The following is a 17,452-nucleotide window of genomic DNA, read 5'->3' on the forward strand; positions in this document are numbered from 1 at the left end:
TACATAATTTGGGCGTAGCGGCAGGCTAGCCAGCGCTTACTTAAGTACCAAGGTACCGGTTTAAGGTTTTCTTTGTGATTGTAAAACTGTAGCGCGCAGCTTCGGCTTCGTGCGCGAGCGCAGCGAGCATCCTGCGTTCGGGTCGTCCGGCTCCGCCTGTTCATGCACGAAGCCGGCGCTGCGTGCTACTGCCTTTCCCTCCCACCCCGCATGAAAAAAATAGCGAAACTTCTGGTTGCCAATCGTGGCGAAATTGCCCTGCGCGTGCTGCGCTCGGCCAAAGAAATGGGCATCGCCACGGTGGCCATCTACTCCGAGGCCGACCGCCTCGCGCCCCACGTGCGCTACGCCGACGAGGCGGTGTGCGTGGGCCCGCCGGCCTCGGCCCAGAGCTATTTGCGGGGCCATAAAATTATTGAGGTATGTAAAGAATTGGGCGTCGATGCCATTCACCCCGGCTACGGTTTCCTTTCCGAAAATGCCGGCTTTGCCCGCGCCGTGCGTGAGGCGGGGCTGATTTTCGTGGGCCCTAGCCCCGAGGCGATGAACATGATGGGCGACAAGCTCTCGGCCAAGCAGGCCGTGAAGGCCTACAACATTCCGCTGGTGCCGGGCACCGACGAGGCCATTGCCGACGTGGAGGCCGCTAAGCAAATTGCCCAGGCAGTAGGCTTTCCAATTCTGATTAAGGCCTCGGCCGGCGGCGGCGGCAAGGGCATGCGCCTGGTGCACGCCGTGGAAGAATTTGAAGAGCAGATGCAGCTGGCGGTGAGCGAGGCTACCTCGGCGTTTGGCGACGGGGCGGTGTTTATCGAGAAATTCGTGACCGGGCCGCGCCACATCGAGATTCAGGTGTTGGGCGACGAGCACGGTAACATCGTGCACTTGTTTGAGCGCGAGTGTTCCATTCAACGCCGCCACCAGAAGGTGATTGAGGAAGCGCCGTCGTCGGTGCTCACGCCCGAATTGCGCGCCGAGATGGGCCGCTGTGCCGTGGACGTGGCCCGGGCCTGCCAGTACGCGGGGGCCGGCACGGTCGAGTTCTTGCTCGACGACCAGCACCGCTTCTACTTCCTCGAAATGAATACCCGCCTGCAAGTCGAACACCCCGTGACCGAGCAGATTACGGGCCTTGACCTCGTGAAGGAGCAAATCCGGGTGGCCGAGGGCCAGCCCCTGACCTTCCGCCAGGAAGACCTCACCATTACCGGCCACGCCCTGGAGCTGCGCGTGTACGCCGAAGACCCGCAGAACAACTTCCTGCCCGACATCGGCCGGCTAGCCACCTACGTGCGCCCCCAGGGCCCCGGCGTGCGCGTGGACGACGGCTTTGAGCAGGGCATGGACATTCCGATTTACTACGACCCCATGATTGCCAAGCTGGTAACCTACGGCGCTAATCGGGAAGATGCCATCGCCCGCATGCTGCGCGCCATCGCCGAGTACCAGATTACGGGCATCGAAACGACGCTGCCCTTCGGCACCTTCGTGCTCAAGCACCCGGCCTTCGTGAGCGGCAACTTCGACACGAATTTCGTGCGCGACCACTTCAGCCCTGCCGTGCTGGCCCCCACCACCCCGACGAGGGGACCGCCCAAGTAGCCGCCGCGCTGGTAGCTATGCTCATGAGCGAGAAAAAGCCCGCTAACCCCGTAGCAACTGGCGAAGCGGCCGGTGCGCCGGCTTCGGCGTGGCGGCGGAATCGAATGGGGGTTGGGTAAATCCACTCGCATAGCTTATGCAGCCCGACCAGACCCTAGCCACCCTTAAAACCGATTTCTTTTCGCCCGATTCAGCCGTGGCAATGGCGGCGGCCGATAAGCTCAGTGAGATTGGAGGCGATGAGGTGCTGGATTTTTTAATCTCAGTTCTCAAAAGCCCTAACGCCTTGCGGCGTAACAGCGCCGCCCTGGCCCTGCGCAACATCGGCGACAACCGGGCTGCGGAGCCTCTCTGGCGGGAAATCCTGAACCCGCAAAACCGAAATCAGCGAGCCACAATGATTTACGCTCTTGAGAGGCTGGATTGCTCGCAAAAGCTACCGGAATTATTTGACTTGCTTTTTTACGGTAGCTACGAGGCCCAGATGTATGCGGGGACTATCCTCGAGGAACAGGATTTTGAGTTTTCGGAAGCTGATTTGCATGCTATTCAAGGCAAGTGGGATGACTTACAAAAGCATCCTGAAAAATGCGTTGATTTTGAAATGCGCAAGGATGACATTCAGCATTTTGTAGAAGGATTTACCAGCTACTTAAACGACTAAAGCTCTTGCTCTACCTCGTGCGCGACCACCTCTTCCCGGTGCTCGTGTTTCTGCACGCGCTGCTGGCGGGCCGGCCGCCCGATGATGGCCACGGGCGCTTTGCCCGCCAGCGGCACTACCGGGTGGCGCGGCTAGCCCGCCTGCCCGCGCCCATCCGCGAAAGCTCGGGGCTGGCGCCTGGCGACTCGGCCGGGCTGGTGTGGACCCACGGCGACGGCGGCACCCCGGCTACGCTCTACCAGGCCAGCCTAGCCGGACAACTGCGCGGCACGCTGCCGCTAGCCCCGCTGCCCAACCGCGACTGGGAAGAGCTGACCCGCGACCCGGCCGGGCGCTTTTACATCGGCGATTTTGGCAACAATCGCAACGACCGGCGCGATTTGGCCATCTACCGGGTGACGCTGGGTGCCACCGGCCTGCCGCGGGTCGATACCATCGCCTTTCGCTACCCCGACCAGACGGCCTTTCCGCCGCCCCCGGCCCGGCGACATTTCGATTGCGAGGCATTTATCTTCTACCACGATACACTACACCTTTTTACCAAAGACCGGGGGCGAGCCCACCGCACGCGCTACTACGTGGTGCCGGCGCGGCCCGGCCGCCACGTGGCAATCTTGCGCGACAGCCTGCGCCTGCGCACGCTCGTGACCGGCGCCGCGCGGCGGCCCGATGACCAGGGCGTAGCCTTGCTAGGCTACGGCGCGATGTTTTTATTTGCGGGACCGCCCGGCGTGCGGCTTTTTCAGCAGCCGAAAAATTATCGCCGGCTGCCCACTACCGGGCAGGCCGAGGCGGTGCTTTATCTTGACAACCAAGATTTACTCATAAGCAATGAGCGTGGGCAGCTGTTTCGGGTAAGCCGGCGCAACCAGCACCTCGCCCCCCGGCCCCGTCGCCTAACAAGAGGGGGCGCCGGCTAGGCTTAGCAATTATTCCGCCTGCCTGTGCCGCGACGACTCGCGCACGAACAGCTCGGGCTGGAGCACCACCTGGCGCTGCACGAAGGGCGCATCGGGGGCGGCGGCCAGCTCCAGAAACAGGCGCACGGCGGCCTGGCCCATTTCTTCGCAGCGCTGGTCGACGGAGGTTAGCTGGGGCTCGGTAATGGCCGTAAAGCCTTCATTACTAAAGCCAGCGAGGGCAATATCCTGCGGCACGCGAATACCCTGCCCCTTCAGTACCTGCAAGGCACCCAGAATGGCCGAGTCGCCGGCCGCAAACACGGCATCGATGGGTAAGGGTAAGGCCAGCAGCTGGCGCATGGCCTGGGCGCCGTCGTCGGTAGTCATGTCGGAGGTAACAATCATTGACTCGTCGGGGGCAATGTTGTGGGTGGCCAGCGCATCGAGGTAGCCCTGGCGGCGGTGCTGGTAAATGTTGAGGTGCGGCGGGCCTGCCAGGTGGGCAATGCGGCGGCAGCCCTGCGCCAGCAGGTGGCGCGTGGCCTGAAAGGCGCCCTCGCGGTCGTTGAGCACCACGGAGTTTACCTGCTCAGCGGCCGGAATGCGGTCAAAAAACACCAGCGGCACCCCGCGGCTCCGCACCTTATCGAAGTGGTAATAATCCTGGGTGTTGCGGGCCAGCGATACCAGTACGCCCGCCACCTGGGCATTGAGCAGCGTTTCCACGTTGCGGCGCTCCAGCTGCACTTCCTCGTGCGACTGGCACACGATGACGCTGAAGCCGGCCTTGCTGGCCGCCGTTTCAATGCCTTGAATAACCGAGGGAAAAAACTTGCCTTCGATGTAGGGCACCACGACCCCCAGCAGCCGGCTCTGGCCCTTGCGCAGGGCGGCGGCCAGGTGGTTGGGTTGGTAGTTAAGCTTCTTGGCCAGCTTTAGTACGCGCTGCTTGGTGGCAGCCCCGATGCTGTGGTGGTCGCTCAGCGCCCGCGAAATTGTCGTCATCGACACGCCCAGCTCACGGGCCAGGTCGGCCATCGACACGGCGGTTGGCGCAGCGCTGGGCGTTGTTTTTTTTATAGAACTCATGCGAATAAATTTGGCTGGGCCCTCTGCAGAGAATGCAGCCTTAGCTACAAATTTAAGCGGGTTTGCGCAATGCTTTTCCAACTTTCCCATTCTACCAAGCACGTCTCCTCATTCCGCCCGTTAACGCGATTATCCAATTCTACCTACGCAAACGATTGTGTAGGTAATCGTAGTCAGGCACAGGGCTAGAAAATATTGCAAATATTTCCCCAAACGCTCTCCCTATTACTTTGCCATAAGAGCGCCGCAATGCATAAAGTCTGGCAAAAAATGCCGTAATTGCCGCCGATTTACACAATCGATTATGTAAATCACTTGTCGGCATGAAAAACCTGCTGCTCGCGGCGCTGCTGGCTACCGGCCAACAGCTCGCGGCCCAAGCGCTCCCACCCGCCATTCCTATCCACGACCCGGTGCTGACGCGCCAGCACGGGACGTACTACCTCTTTGGCACCGGCAACGGCATCACGGTGTGGTCGTCGCCGGACCGGCAGCGCTGGACGCCCGAGAAGCCCGTATTTGCCACGCCGCCGGCCTGGGCGCAGCACGACGTGCCGGGCTTTAAGGGGCACATCTGGGCGCCTGATATTTCGTATTTCAACGGGCAGTACAGCCTGTTTTACTCGGTATCAACGTTTGGCAAAAACCGCTCGGCCATTGGGCTAGCCACTAATAAGACGCTGGACCCCAAGGCCAAAGATTTCAAGTGGGTCGACCACGGCGCGGTGATTGAGTCGGTGCCGGGGCGTGATATGTGGAACGCTATCGACCCCAACCTTATCCGCGATGAGCAGGGCACTCCCTGGCTAGCCTTCGGCTCGTTCTGGAACGGTATTAAGCTGGTGCGGCTGCGGCCCGACCTCACCGGGCCGGCCGCGCCCGCCCAGTGGCGCACGCTGGCCCGCCGCCCCCGCACGGCGGCCCTCACCGACTCGCTGCCCGGCGACGGGGCCATTGAGGGGCCGTTTATTTTTCGGCACGGCGGCTATTACTATTTGTTTACCTCGTTTGACTACTGCTGCCGGGGCCCGCAGAGCACCTACAAGATGATGGTGGGCCGGGCGCGGGCCGTCACGGGGCCCTACCTCGACCAGGCCGGCACGCCGCTGGAGCAGGGCGGCGGCACGCTCGTACTGCAGGGCGACGCCAACTGGTACGGCGTGGGCCACAACGCCGTGGCGACTTTCGACAACGTCGACTACCTGATATTCCACGGCTACGACGCCCACGACCAGGGCCGCCCTAAATTGCGCATCGAGCCCCTGGCCTGGAGCGCCGACGGCTGGCCTACCGTGGCGGTTAAGCCCTAGCCCCGGCAGAGCTGCCAACCATAGCCCGGCCTAAGCGGTTGGGTTATACGTACTATCCAAGGCCGGGCCGGCGCTTGTGCCGGCTGGGCTTACCCTCCCCCGTTTCACCCAAGTTCCCCCAACCATGAATCCTTTAGTTGACATTCGCCGCTTTGACCAGAGCCTGTGGCTCGACTTTATCAGCCGCAAAGTGCTGCAAAACGGCGAACTGAAAGCCCGCATCGACCACGACGCGCTGCGCGGTGTGACCTCGAACCCCGCCATTTTTGAGAAAGCCATTGGCGGCAGCGCCGACTACGACGATACCATTAAGGCGCAGGCCCAGCAGGGCAAGTCGGCCGAAGACATCTACGTGGGCCTGGCCGTGGCCGACGTGCAGGCCGCCTGCGATTTATTCAAAGGCCTGTACGACAGCCACGATAATTCCAGCGACGGCTACGTGAGCCTGGAAGTATCACCCAAGCTGGCCCACGACACCGAAGGCACCATTGCCGAAGGCCGCCAGCTGTGGCAAGACGTGAGCCGCCCCAACGTAATGATAAAAGTGCCGGCCACGCTCGAAGGCCTGCCCGCCATTCGCACGCTCATCTCGGAAGGCATCAACGTGAACGTGACGCTGATTTTTGGGCTGGACCGCTACAAGGCCGTGACCGAAGCCTTCATCGCGGGCCTTGAGGACCGGGTGAACGCCGGGCATTCGCTCGAACATATCGACTCGGTGGCTAGCTTCTTTTTGAGCCGCATCGACGTGCTGATTGACCCGCAGCTGGAAAAAATTGCGGCCGAGGGCGGCGAGAAAGGCCAGCTAGCCCAGTCGCTGGTGGGTGAAGTAGCGATTGCCAGCGCCAAGCAGGCGTACCAGCTATACAAGGAGATTTTTGCCGGCCCGCGCTGGCAGGCCCTGGCCGACAAAGGCGCCAACACCCAGCGCCTGCTGTGGGCCAGCACCGGCAATAAAAACCCCAAGTACGACGACCTGAAGTACGTGGAAGGCCTCATCGGCCCGAAAACGGTGGACACGGTGCCCGTCGAGACGATGGATATTTTCAAGCAGCGCGGCAAGTCGGCCAACACCCTGGAGCAGGGCCTCGACCACGCGCAGCAGGTGCTGCGCGACCTGCCCAAAGTAGGCATCGACCTCAACGCCCAAACCGAGCAGCTCGAAAAAGAAGGCGTGCAGAAGTTCATCGAGCCCTTCGGCAAGCTGATTGACTCGGTGGAGAAAAAGCGCCAGGCCGCGGTGGGCGAAGCCAAGCAGCCTGCGTAATAACATTCAGTTGTCAAGTATAAGAACGTCATGCTGAGCCTGTCGAAGCATCTCTACCGCGCCGTATCGTTCGGTAGAGATGCTTCGACAGGCTCAGGATGACGTTCTTTTTTTACATAGCAGATTTATTTACAATTACTTATACCATTCGCATGAGAATTCTCTTTACCTGCCTACTGCTGGCAGCTGGCGCGGCGCGGGCGCAGGCCCCTACCCCCCCGCCGGCCGGTAACCCCGTTATCAAGAGCAAGTACACGGCCGACCCGGCGGCGCTGGTGCAGGGCGGCACGGTGTACCTCTACACTGGCCACGACGAGGCGCCGCCGCCCCAGGAGCGCTACGTGATGCACGAGTGGCTGTGCTTTTCCTCGACCGATATGGTGCACTGGACCGAGCACCCCTCACCGCTGAAAGTTAGCGACTTTGCCTGGGCCAAGGACGACGCCTGGGCCTCGCAGGTAATTGCGCGCAACGGCAAGTTTTACTGGTACGCCGCCGTGGAGCACGGCACCATTCCGGGCAAGGCCATTGGGGTGGCGGTGGCCGACAACCCGGCAGGGCCGTTTAAGGACGCGCGCGGCGCGGCCCTGATTACCAACGACATGACTAAAGGCGCCAGCATTAGCTGGGATGACATTGACCCGACGGTGATTATCGACAAGAGCGGCCAGGCCTACCTGTTTTGGGGTAATACGGCCTGCTACTACGCCAAGCTCAAGCCCAACATGACGGAGCTGGACGGGCCCATTCAGCAGGTGACCGGGCTGCCGCGCTACACCGAGGCGCCCTGGGTGCACGCGCACGCCGGCTGGTACTACCTGAGCTACGCCACCGAGTTTCCGGAAAAAATAGTCTACGCTATGAGCCGCAGCCTCAATGGGCCCTGGCAATACAAAGGCATTCTGAACGAGCTGGCCGGCAACTCCAACACCAACCACCAGGCCATCATCGACTTTAAAGGCAAATCGTATTTCATCTATCACAACGGCGGGATGGACACGCACGGCGGCAGCTTCCGCCGCTCGGTATGCATTGACTACCTGTACTATAACCCAGACGGCACGCTCAAGCGCGTGCAAATGACGACGGAAGGCGTACAGCCGGCCCAGTAATCCGTACACTGCTTTTCGCGCTTCTCTCCGCCCACCCGCACTGCCCCTGGCCGCCTGGCCGGGGCACGCCGGGTGGGCGTTTTGGTGCGCGGCCGGGCTCGCAACGGTAATTTTGAGGGGGCAGATGCCCACTTGCGAATAGCTTATGAATGCAACTACGAAGAGCCGGGTGGCGGTGAGCGCTTTCTTTTTCCTGCCCGGCCTGTGCTTTGCGAGCTGGGCCTCGCGCATCCCCGACATCAGTGCCAAGCTGGGGATGAACTCGGGGCAGCTGGGGCAGCTGCTGCTGGCCATTCCGGCGGGCTCGCTGGTGTCGCTGCCGCTGGCGGGCTGGCTGGTATCGACCTGGGGCAGCCGGCGCACGGTGCTGCTGGCCTCGGTGCTCTACGCCTGCTTTTTGCCGCTGCTGGGCTGGGCGGGCAGCTTCTGGACACTAGCCCCGGCGCTGGCCTTGTTTGGCTTTGCGGGCAATATGCTGAATATTTCCGTGAACACACAAGCCATTGGCGTACAAGAGTTTTACGGCAAGCCCATCATGGGTTCCTTTCATGGGCTCTGGAGCCTGGCGGGGTTTCTGGGCGGGGCGCTGGGCACGGCGCTCATTGGCTGGCACCAGCCGCCGCTGCACCACTTTTTGCTGGTGCTGGTGGTGTGCCTCGCCATTGCGGCCCTGGCCCACAGCTACACGCTGCGCCGCGATGTGAGCAAAGCCGACGAGAGCGGCCCGGGCTTCAGCCTGCGCCACCCCGACCCGTATTTGCTGCGCATCGGCTTCATTGCTTTCTGCGGCATGATGAGCGAGGGAGCCATGTTTGACTGGGCCGGGGTGTATTTTCAGAAGGTGGTGCGGCCCGATGCGGCGCTGGTCACGGCCGGCTACGTGGCCTGCATGAGCACCATGGCGCTGGGCCGGTTTTTGAGTGATTTCTTCACCCACCGTTTCGGCACTATTCGTATGCTTCAACTTAGCAGCGGGCTCATTGTGAGCGGCTTGCTACTAGCCGTGGGCTTCCCATACCTAATACCGGCGGTGGGTGGCTTTCTCTTGATTGGCTTCGGCATTGCGTCGGTGGTGCCGCTCTCGTACAGCGCGGCAGGGCGGGCCACGTCGGTTTCGCCGGGCGTGGCGCTGGCCTTGGTATCTACCATCGGCTTTCTGGGCTTCTTGATGGGCCCGCCGCTGATTGGCTTTCTGGCCCAGATTTTCTCGCTGCGCACGGCCTTTGGCCTGGTGGCCATCGTGGCCACGGGCATCGGTGTGCTAGCCTCGCTGCCCAACCAGGCGCCGGTGACCACGCCGCAAACCGAGCCGGTGGCCTAACTGGCAGTGGCGCGAACTTTATAGTTCGCGACCCGGAACGAGCTAGCAGTGCGGGCACGCGCACTGCAAAGTTTGCGCTAACGGCTCTACCAGCTCAGGCGCAGCAGCGAAACCCCGTGGCGCGGCAGCGTGAAGTGTAAGGTAGTTTGGCCGTTTTGGAGGCTTACCGAAGCGGGCGCCGTGAGTTGGGCTAGCTGCCCGGCTTGCCCCAAGCTGGTGCGCTGGGCCGCGCTTACCTGCTGCGGCGAGCCTAGGGCCTGCCACGCGGTGTAGGCGTTGCTGTGCTCGTTGTCAATGCGGTAGTGCTGCACCTGGGCTTTGGCGGTGGCTAGCCCCTGCAGCGTCAGCGCGACCTCGGCGGGCGGGGCGGGCAGGGCATCGTTGTGGTAGTTCCAGACCAGCACCGTGGCCGAGTGAGCATCGGCCGCGGCCAGGGCCCCGATGTCGGCGCGCTGGCTCTGGGCCTGGGCCCGGATATCGGCTACCGAGAGGGCGGTGGGGCTAGCCACGGCCACGCGCGGGCCGCGCATCATGCCCAGCATCCGAAACACGTTGAGCACGGGCTTATCGACGCCGTTGGTGGCCAGGTCGCGGAAGCCGGCAAACCACGGCTGGTTCTCAAACTCGAACGACCAACTTACGGCACCTTCCAGGTTCACCTTATACTGGCTAGCCAGCTCGTAGAGACGGGCGTAGGCGGCGGCTGTGTAGCTCGAATACATAGTACCGTTGCGGTAGGCATTTTCGGGGTTGGTTTGCACGCCGCAGGCCGCGCAGCCCTCGGGGTCGTTTTCGCCGATGATGATGGGCAGCTGGCGCAGCGTGGGGAACGAGGCCACGATTTTAAAGCCTTCCTCGATGTCGCCAAACTGCGTGCCCATGTTCATGCGCACGTGGCCGTCCACCACTTTCGGCGCGCCCTTGGCGTGAAAAGAAATGTAGTCGAGGCGGGTGCCGGTGCGGCCCGTCGCGTAGTTTTTGCCGCTCACGCAGTGCGTGAGAAAGCCGCGCAGGTAGGCGGCGGCCTTGTCCCAGCCGGGGCCGGTGGTTTCGGGGCCTCCCAGGCTGGCGGCGGGCAGGGCGCGATGCACGGCGGCTTCGGTGTAGTCGTAGAGTTCGTTGTACTCCTCGGGCGTGCCCTTCCAGTAGCCGATGTTGGGCTCGTTCCAGAGCTCCCAGCGCCAGGTTTTTACTTCGGCTGCGCCGTAGCGGGCCACGCTGTGCTGCACCCACTGGTACACCAGCTCGCTCCACTTCTGGTAGTCCTTGGGCGGGTAGGCCCAGCCGGTGTAGATGTCATTGTAATTATCGCCGGGCTTCCAGTGGTGGCGGTACGGCACGGGGTGCGTGGAGAAGGCTTCGGGCATGAAGCCAATCTGGGCAATGGGCTTCATGCCGCGCTTGACGTAGGCGTCAAAAATGCGGTCCACAATGGTCCAGTCGTACACCGGGCGGCCTTTCTGGTCTTCGGTATAGGCGTTGGTGGAGCCCCATTTCAGGGCGGCGGTACCGTCACCGGTGGTCAGCAGGTTGTGGGCGCGCACGTACACCGGCACCGGGCTCAGGGCGGCGAGCTCGGTGAGTAGCTTCTGGCCGTCGGGCATATACGTGTAGTTGGGCTCGTCGTAGCCAAAGTAGGCCCACACCGGCGGCATAGGACCGAGCGGCTTGGCTACGTCCACGGTGATGGCAGTGGGTGCAGGTTGGGCCCGGGCCACCAGCGGCAGGCTAGCCGCCACCGTTAGTAGCAGCCGACCGAAAGCAGAGAAGCAGATGTGCCGCATAAGTTACTACTATTCAATTTTTTATTAATCAAAAAGCGTCATACTGCCCGCCGCGAAGCATCTCTATTGAGTAGCAATCCTAACGGCACGGTAGAGATGCTTCGCGGCGGGCAGCATGACGCTTCGTGTTTTAGGTGCCATCTGGCTCCCTTGGATGAAGGCCGACGCTACTTGGCCGCCGTGGCCGCGGCAGCCGGCGGCTGGCTCAGCAGGTCGAGGTTGGTGAGCTTCTCGGGAAACCAGACGGTCATTTCGCCCTTGCCGCGGTTGGCCCAGGCGTAGTACGGAATGGCTGTGAGCGTGCGCGGGGCGGTGCTCACCGACGTGCCGCTGGCATCGAGCTGCACCACGGGCACCGTGGCCGTAAGGGTTTCTATGCCGTTGAGCAGCCCAGGCTGGTAGCTAGCCGTGAAAGCCGTGCCGGCCGGCACGATGATATTGCTGGCTTTGCCGTTATTGTCTTGCCATTCAGCGCAGTACATCACCGGACCGCGCTGCAAGGCTACCTTGCCCAGGTCGTCCTTCACGAGCGGGTTGGCGTGCACGCGGCGCACCTCCATCGGCAGGCTAACTTCGACTACGTCGTGCCTGTGCCACTTGCGACTGAGCACCGCGTAGCCGTTTTTCAGCTGATAGTCAACGATTTTACCATTCACCTTGATGCTAGCCCGCTGCGCCGAGGGCTGCTCAAACGTGTAGAGGCCGGACGGCATGGCCTCGTTGCGCGCCCAGCCGGGGATGCGCACCAGCAGGTCAAAATCGGCGGCCGACGCGCTAGGGTCCACCGTAAATTTCAGGCCGCCATCCCAGGGGTAGTTGTTCGCCTGGGTCAGCTGCACCTGCTGTTTGTTCACCGTGAGGCTAGCCTTACCGCTCACGAAGAGGTTGGCGTAGAGGCTCCTACCCTTCTGGGCGTACACGTAGCCGGGCAGCGCGGGCATGAGCCGGGCCAGGTTGGTGGGGCAGCACGAGCACTCAAACCAGCCCGCCCGCGCCGGCTCAGTGTCGTGGTAGCTGTAGCTGTCCAGGCTCTTTATCTGCATGGCGTTGCTGTAAAAGAACGACTTGCCATCGAGGCCCACGCCCGAGATGAGGCCATTGTAGAGCACTTTTTCCAGCACATCCACGTACTTGCTGTCGCCGTGCAGCTGAAACATGCGCTCGTTCCAGAACACGTCGGCCACCGAGGCGCAGGTTTCGTTGTAGGCCGTGGCGTTGGGCAGCTCGTAGTTGGCCCCGAAGCGCTCGCCGCTGCCCACGGCGCCGGTGCCGCCAGTCACGTACATCTTCTTGGCTACCATGTTGTTCCAGATGGTATCGACGGCGGCCAGCAGCTGCTTGTCGCCGGTGAGGGCGGCCACATCGGCCATGGCCGAGTACAGGTATTCGGCGCGCACGGCGTGGCCTTCGGCCTCGGTTTGGGCCACCACGGGCTTATCATCCTGCCAGTACTGACCGTTTTTCCACCCGTCGGGGCTCTTGGGGTCGTAGCCCTTGTACTGGCCCCTGGCGTCGAGAAAGAACTTGGCCGTGGTTAGGTACTTAGGCTGCCCCGTCACGCGGTAAAGCTTCACCAGGCCCATTTCCACGATTTCGTGGCCGGGCGCCACGCTCCGCTTGCCGGGGCCAAAAACCGCGCACACGAGGTCGGCATTTTTGAGGGCGATGTTGAGCAGGGTTTTCTTGCCGGTAGCCTCGTAGTGGGCCACGGCGGCTTCGTAGAGGTGGCCAGCGTTGTAGAGCTCATGGCTCAGCTCGCGCTCCTTTTCCCAGCGCTCCTTGCCGGCCCAGCTGTGCGGGTGGGCGGGGTCGATGGTGCGGGCCGTGTAGAGGTAGCCGTCGGGCTCCTGGGCGGCGCCCACCTTCTTAATCAGCTCATCCACATAGGCATCGAGCTTGGCATCGGGGTACACGCTCAGCGAGTACGAGGCGCCCTCGATGGTCTTGTAGATATCGGTATCGTCGAAGGGAAACGTGGTGGCAAACTTGCCCTGGCGGGCCGCCGCCATCTCAAAGTTTTTCACCCGGTTGGTGCTCTCGCAGCGCGCAAACGAAGCCGGGATGGTCACATCGGTATTCGTTTTGAGGCGCGGCAGCCAGAAGCTATCCGTGAGCTTCACCCGCGTGAAAGGCACGGCCTGGATTGGGTAATCAGACTTTTGGGCAGCGGCGGGCAGAACGACGGCTAGGCCCAGGGCGAGGAGAAAAGGCTTGGGTGAGCGCATAGTGGGCGGGGATTAGTTAGAGAATCTATTAGCTGTTCTTCCTCATCGTCCGTCATACTGAGTTTGCCAAAGCATGACGGATAATTTTAAACGTCAATAAAACAATCAGTTACTCCGCCGTTATTTCCAGCACGTGGCTCGTGAGCGACCGGGCTCCGGGGTCGCTCAGCACCACGCCCACTTTCTGGAGGTAGTCGCCGGAGTAGGTCTGCCCATCAGCGGCCAGCTCGGATTTCTGGCCGGGCATCAGGTTGAGTTCGGTGAGGCGGTAGCGGCGGGCGGGGTCGAGACCCTGGAGCTTCACCGGCAACACCGTTTCGTGAAAGCGGGTGCGTAGGTTGTAGCTAAAAACTACGGCTTTCTCTTGTTTTTCAGCCACGTAGAGCAGCGCGGCCTGGTTGCTTTCGTAGGGCGAGCGCAGCTTATAGAGGTCGCCCTGCCAGATGACGGGGCTCAGGCGCTTGTAGTCCTTCACCGCCTGCTGGCTGAATTGAAACTCGGCGGGCGTCATTTTATCCACCTCAATGTCGTAGCCGAGCTTGCCCATCATGGCCACGTCGGTGCGGAATTTCAGGCTCTGGCCCTTATTCCAGTTCGTGACGTGGCTAGCCAGGGTGTTGGAGGGAAAAAAGTTGAGAAAGCCCCACTGAATATAGACGCGCTCCAGGGCATCGGTGTCGTCGCTGGGCCAAAACTCGGTGAAGTACTTCAGCCCGCCGTAGTCGGCCCGCGCGCCGCCACCCGAGCACAGCATCATGGGCACGTGCGGGTATTTCTGGCGCACGCGGTCGAGCACGCGGTAGAGGCCGCGCACGTAGTCCACGTAGAGGTGCGACTGATTTTTACCCAAATACTGCGAATAAGCATTGGTAATCATGCGGTTGCAATCCCACTTGAGGTAGGCCGCGCCCTGGCTGAGTTGCGCATCCACTACGCCGTACACAAAGTCCTGCACCTGCGGATTGGTGAGGTCGAGCACCAGTTGATTGCGGTAGTAGTCCTCGGGCCGGTTGGGCAGCTTCAGCACCCAGCCAGGGTGCTTCTCGTAAAGCTCGCTCTTGGGGTTCACCATTTCGGGCTCAATCCAAATGCCGAACTTGATGCCTTCCTTGGTGGCGGTTTGCACGAGGTGGCCCACGCCGTTGGGCAGTTTGGATTTGTTGGGCTGCCAGTCGCCGAGACCCTGGGTGTCGTCTTTGCGCGGGTATTTGTTGCCAAACCAGCCGTCGTCGAGCAGGAATAAATCGACCCCTAGCCGGGCCGCGTCGGCCATCAGGCCATCAAGCCTGGGCTCGTTGAAGTCGAAATAGGTGGCTTCCCAGTTGTTGAGCAGCGTGAGGCGCGGCTGGGTGCCGTCGAGGGTACCACCCTGCTGGCGGGCCCAGCGGTGCAGGTTGCGGCTGGCCTGGCCCTTGCCCTGGGTGCTGTAGGTAAAAATGAACTCGGGCGTGGTAAAGGGCTGGCCGGCCGGCAAGGTATAGTCCGAAGCATACGGATTGATGCCGGCCGACACGCGCAGCGACTGCTCGTTATCCAGCTCGAAGGCTAGCCGGAAGTTGCCGGTCCAGGCCAGGGTGCCGGCCAGCACGTCGCCGGTGGTTTCGGTGGCGGGGCGGTCGGGCGCCAGGAAGAACGAGGGCGTTTGGTACCACCCGGCGCGGGTGCCCAGTTTACTGTCGATAATTTTGATGCCGCTGGTGAGGGCGCTTTCCTGCTGCTGGGCTTCCTCGGCCCAGTCGCCGTGCAGCTGGGTGAGGTAGTAGTGCGCGGCCTCAAAATGCAGCATGGCCGAGGCGTAATTGGTGAGCACTACAGGCTTCTTTTCGTGGTGCACGATTTCGGTCCAGGTCTTCATCACGTCCTCGCGCTGGTAGGCCACGAAGTGCAGCCGCACCTCCACCGGATACTGCGGGTCGCGCAGGCGGATGGTAGTGGTGCGCACGTCGCCGCCGGCCGGGCCGGTTTCCACGCCCGCGAAAGCCAGCGCCAGCGAGGGGTTGCCATCGGCGTGCACCACGCGCAAAGCGGGTTCGAAGAGATTGCTGGTGCCGGCCGGCACGTAGGCCTCGTGACGCTGGGGCAGCGCCGGGTAGTCGACGGGGCTGGCTAGCTTCGGGCCCAGGTAGGTCTGGTAGAGCTTCTGCTGCGCGCCCACGGCCAGCACGAGGCTCACGTGCGCGGTTTCGATAACGATGGGCGCGGTGGGCGCCTGGGCCTGGGCAGCGAGGGGCATGGCGAACAGCAGCAACCAGCGGAAGGAACGGGAAACAACCATGAACAACAACGTGGGCGGGGAAGAAGATAATCGGGGCGCTACTTACTGGCCTTGGGCTTGGCAAGGCGGTAAAAGCCCGCCCCGTGCCGCCGAATGTAGGGCGCAAACTCCTGGGAGAAAACCCCCACCCGGCGGCCGATCCATAAATCCTCCACGGTGGCGCCGCTAGCCAGCCCCAGCTCCTGCATGGTCACGGGCACGCGCACCGAGTCGGCGGGCGCGGGCAGCAGGGGGCTCTTGGTGAATACCAGAAACTGCACGGTGCCGCCCGTATTCTGCCCCGCGGCAGCTTTATCGAGGCCCACGCCGGTGCGCAGGCGGGCGTAGCCGGGTGGCACCGCGTAGGTAATCAGTGAGTTGGCGTGCGTGCCAATGCCGGCCGGGTAGGTTTGGCCGGCCACAACCAGCGGGCCGCCGCTCACGCTTTTGTTGGCGGTGGTTTGGCCCCAGCCGGCGGTGGCCGACTGCCAGGGCAGCGTGTTGAGGGGCACTGTGTGGGTGCCGTCGGCGCTCACCAGCACCGGGTTTAGCCAGTCGGCGTGGTCCCAGGCAGTGCCATCGGCTCCGCCGCGCACGCTCAGGTAAAGGTTTCGGGCACCGGCCAGGTCTACTTCCAGCGTGGCCTGGGGCGTCTGACGCGTAAGGAGGGGGCTGGCCCCGGCGGCCGCGCTGGCGGGGGCCAGCTCCTGGTCCTGGGCATTGAAGAGGGCCAGAAATTTGTCGCCGGTGGTGGGGTCGTCGGCCACCCAGCCCACGAGGTCGCCGCGCCGGAAGAGCTGGCGGTTGTGGGTGCTGGCGCGGTTCACGGCCAGCACCCGCGGGTTGGTAAGCAGGGCTAGCGTGGCGGGCTGGGTGCTGGGCAAATCGCCGCCAAACATGAGCGGCGAGCGGAAGATGTTCCACAAGGTCATGAGCGTGCGCTGCTCGTCGGGCGTAAAGCGAGTCTGGCGGTCGTCCCCGCGCTCGGCCCGGATGCCCAGGCGGCCCAGCGGCAGCATGTCAGCATCGGGCCAGGCCCCGGTGCTGCTATACGGCGCCCAGCGCTGGCACACGTCGAAGTGCTCCTTGAGCTGCTCCCACGAGTCCCAGAAGTCGCCCACGGTGCGCCACATGTTGGCGTGCTGCTGGGCGTGCCGGGCGTCGGCAACGGGCGTTTCGCCCGGCGACATGCTGAACACGATTTTGCGCCCCGTGCGGTCGATGGCCTTGCGAATCAGCTCAATCTCGCCCGCGTGGTAGGGCTCCGAGAGGTCGTCAATCTTCACAAAATCAACGCCCCAGCTCGCGTACAGCTCAAACAGCGAGTTGTAATATTCCTGCGCGCCGGGCCGGCTAGCTACCACCGTGTACATGTCGTGCAGCCACGCCGCCTGGCCGTCCGGGCTGTAAATGTCGGCCGCCGTGAGCTTGGTGCCTTTGATGGGCAGCCGGCGCTGCACGGCCACCACCGGCACGCCGCGCATGAGGTGAATGCCGAATTTCAGTCCCTTGGCGTGCATATAATCGGCTAGCGGCTTAAAGCCCCGGCCGCCGGCGGCCGACGGGAAGCGGTTGGGCGCGGGCACGAAGCGGCCGTACTGGTCGATGTTCCAGGCGGGGTCTTTCTCGTTGTAGCCGTGGGCGGTGTCGTTGCCCACGTACCAGCGAATGTCAACCACCACGTATTCCCAGCCGCTGGCCTTCAGGTGCTGAGCCATGTAGTCGGCATTGGCCTTGGTTTCGGCCTCAGTCACGGTGGGGCCGTAGCAGTCCCAGCTGTTCCAGCCCATCGGGGGCGTGGCGGCCCACTGGTGAAAGTCGCTTGTAGGAGCGGCTTTTTGAGCTAGCCCAGGCTGAGCGCCCACTACCAGCAGCCCGCCCAGTATTACGCGCGCAAGGTTATTCATAATCTTACTAAACAG

11 protein-coding genes and 1 pseudogene are annotated in these 17,452 nt (G+C 62.7%); 7 read left to right on the plus strand and 5 right to left on the minus strand.

Annotation, left to right across the window (positions count from 1 at the left end; all coding sequences use genetic code 11):
• Positions 1–210 precede the first annotated feature (210 nt).
• The 3 genes and pseudogenes from accC (at position 211) to GKZ68_RS07460 (ending at position 3,186) form a co-directional block, all read left to right on the plus strand.
• Positions 211–1,721, plus strand: a pseudogene (gene accC, locus GKZ68_RS07450) (acetyl-CoA carboxylase biotin carboxylase subunit).
• Between the two features lie 17 nt (positions 1,722–1,738).
• Positions 1,739–2,266, plus strand: a complete 528-nt coding sequence (locus GKZ68_RS07455) for a HEAT repeat domain-containing protein (protein WP_173112678.1) — start codon at positions 1,739–1,741, stop codon at positions 2,264–2,266.
• 5 nt (positions 2,267–2,271) lie between these two features.
• Entirely contained in the window at positions 2,272–3,186 is a 915-nt protein-coding gene (locus tag GKZ68_RS07460) for a hypothetical protein (protein WP_173112681.1), read from the plus strand.
• Between the two features lie 9 nt (positions 3,187–3,195).
• Here GKZ68_RS07460 and GKZ68_RS07465 read toward each other — a convergent pair whose 3' ends face one another.
• Positions 3,196–4,257, minus strand: a complete 1,062-nt coding sequence (locus GKZ68_RS07465) for a LacI family DNA-binding transcriptional regulator (RefSeq protein ID WP_173112684.1) — start codon at positions 4,255–4,257, stop codon at positions 3,196–3,198.
• 323 nt (positions 4,258–4,580) lie between these two features.
• On the opposite strand from GKZ68_RS07465, the gene GKZ68_RS07470 reads away from it, so the two are divergent.
• The 4 genes from GKZ68_RS07470 (at position 4,581) to GKZ68_RS07485 (ending at position 9,267) form a co-directional block, all read left to right on the plus strand.
• Positions 4,581–5,567 carry an arabinan endo-1,5-alpha-L-arabinosidase gene (locus GKZ68_RS07470; RefSeq protein ID WP_173112687.1) on the plus strand — a complete coding sequence of 329 codons (987 nt, stop codon included), beginning with the start codon at positions 4,581–4,583 and terminating at the stop codon, positions 5,565–5,567.
• Positions 5,568–5,691: 124 nt separating this feature from the next.
• Complete coding sequence (gene tal, locus GKZ68_RS07475; protein ID WP_173112689.1) at positions 5,692–6,834, plus strand: transaldolase; 1,143 nt, start codon at positions 5,692–5,694, stop codon at positions 6,832–6,834.
• Between the two features lie 152 nt (positions 6,835–6,986).
• A complete protein-coding gene (locus GKZ68_RS07480) occupies positions 6,987–7,946 on the plus strand; it encodes a glycoside hydrolase family 43 protein (protein WP_173112692.1) in 960 nt (319 codons plus the stop codon).
• A 145-nt stretch (positions 7,947–8,091) separates the two neighbouring features.
• A complete protein-coding gene (locus GKZ68_RS07485; protein WP_173112695.1) occupies positions 8,092–9,267 on the plus strand; it encodes an MFS transporter in 1,176 nt (391 codons plus the stop codon).
• A gap of 86 nt (positions 9,268–9,353) precedes the next feature.
• Here GKZ68_RS07485 and GKZ68_RS07490 read toward each other — a convergent pair whose 3' ends face one another.
• From GKZ68_RS07490 to GKZ68_RS07505, 4 genes are all read right to left on the minus strand, one after another.
• Positions 9,354–11,051: a beta-xylosidase gene (locus GKZ68_RS07490; RefSeq protein ID WP_173112698.1), complete on the minus strand. Its 1,698-nt coding sequence runs from the start codon at positions 11,049–11,051 to the stop codon at positions 9,354–9,356.
• A gap of 167 nt (positions 11,052–11,218) precedes the next feature.
• Positions 11,219–13,276 (minus strand): glycoside hydrolase family 127 protein, encoded by a 2,058-nt coding sequence (locus tag GKZ68_RS07495; protein ID WP_173112701.1) that lies wholly within the window; start codon positions 13,274–13,276, stop codon positions 11,219–11,221.
• Positions 13,277–13,385: 109 nt separating this feature from the next.
• Positions 13,386–15,551, minus strand: a complete 2,166-nt coding sequence (locus tag GKZ68_RS07500) for an alpha-galactosidase (protein WP_217275333.1) — start codon at positions 15,549–15,551, stop codon at positions 13,386–13,388.
• 38 nt (positions 15,552–15,589) lie between these two features.
• Complete coding sequence (locus GKZ68_RS07505) at positions 15,590–17,437, minus strand: NPCBM/NEW2 domain-containing protein (RefSeq protein WP_173112704.1); 1,848 nt, start codon at positions 17,435–17,437, stop codon at positions 15,590–15,592.
• Positions 17,438–17,452 lie beyond the last annotated feature (15 nt).

The sequence above is a fragment of the Hymenobacter sp. BRD128 genome, from assembly GCF_013256625.1.
Classification (GTDB): domain Bacteria; phylum Bacteroidota; class Bacteroidia; order Cytophagales; family Hymenobacteraceae; genus Hymenobacter.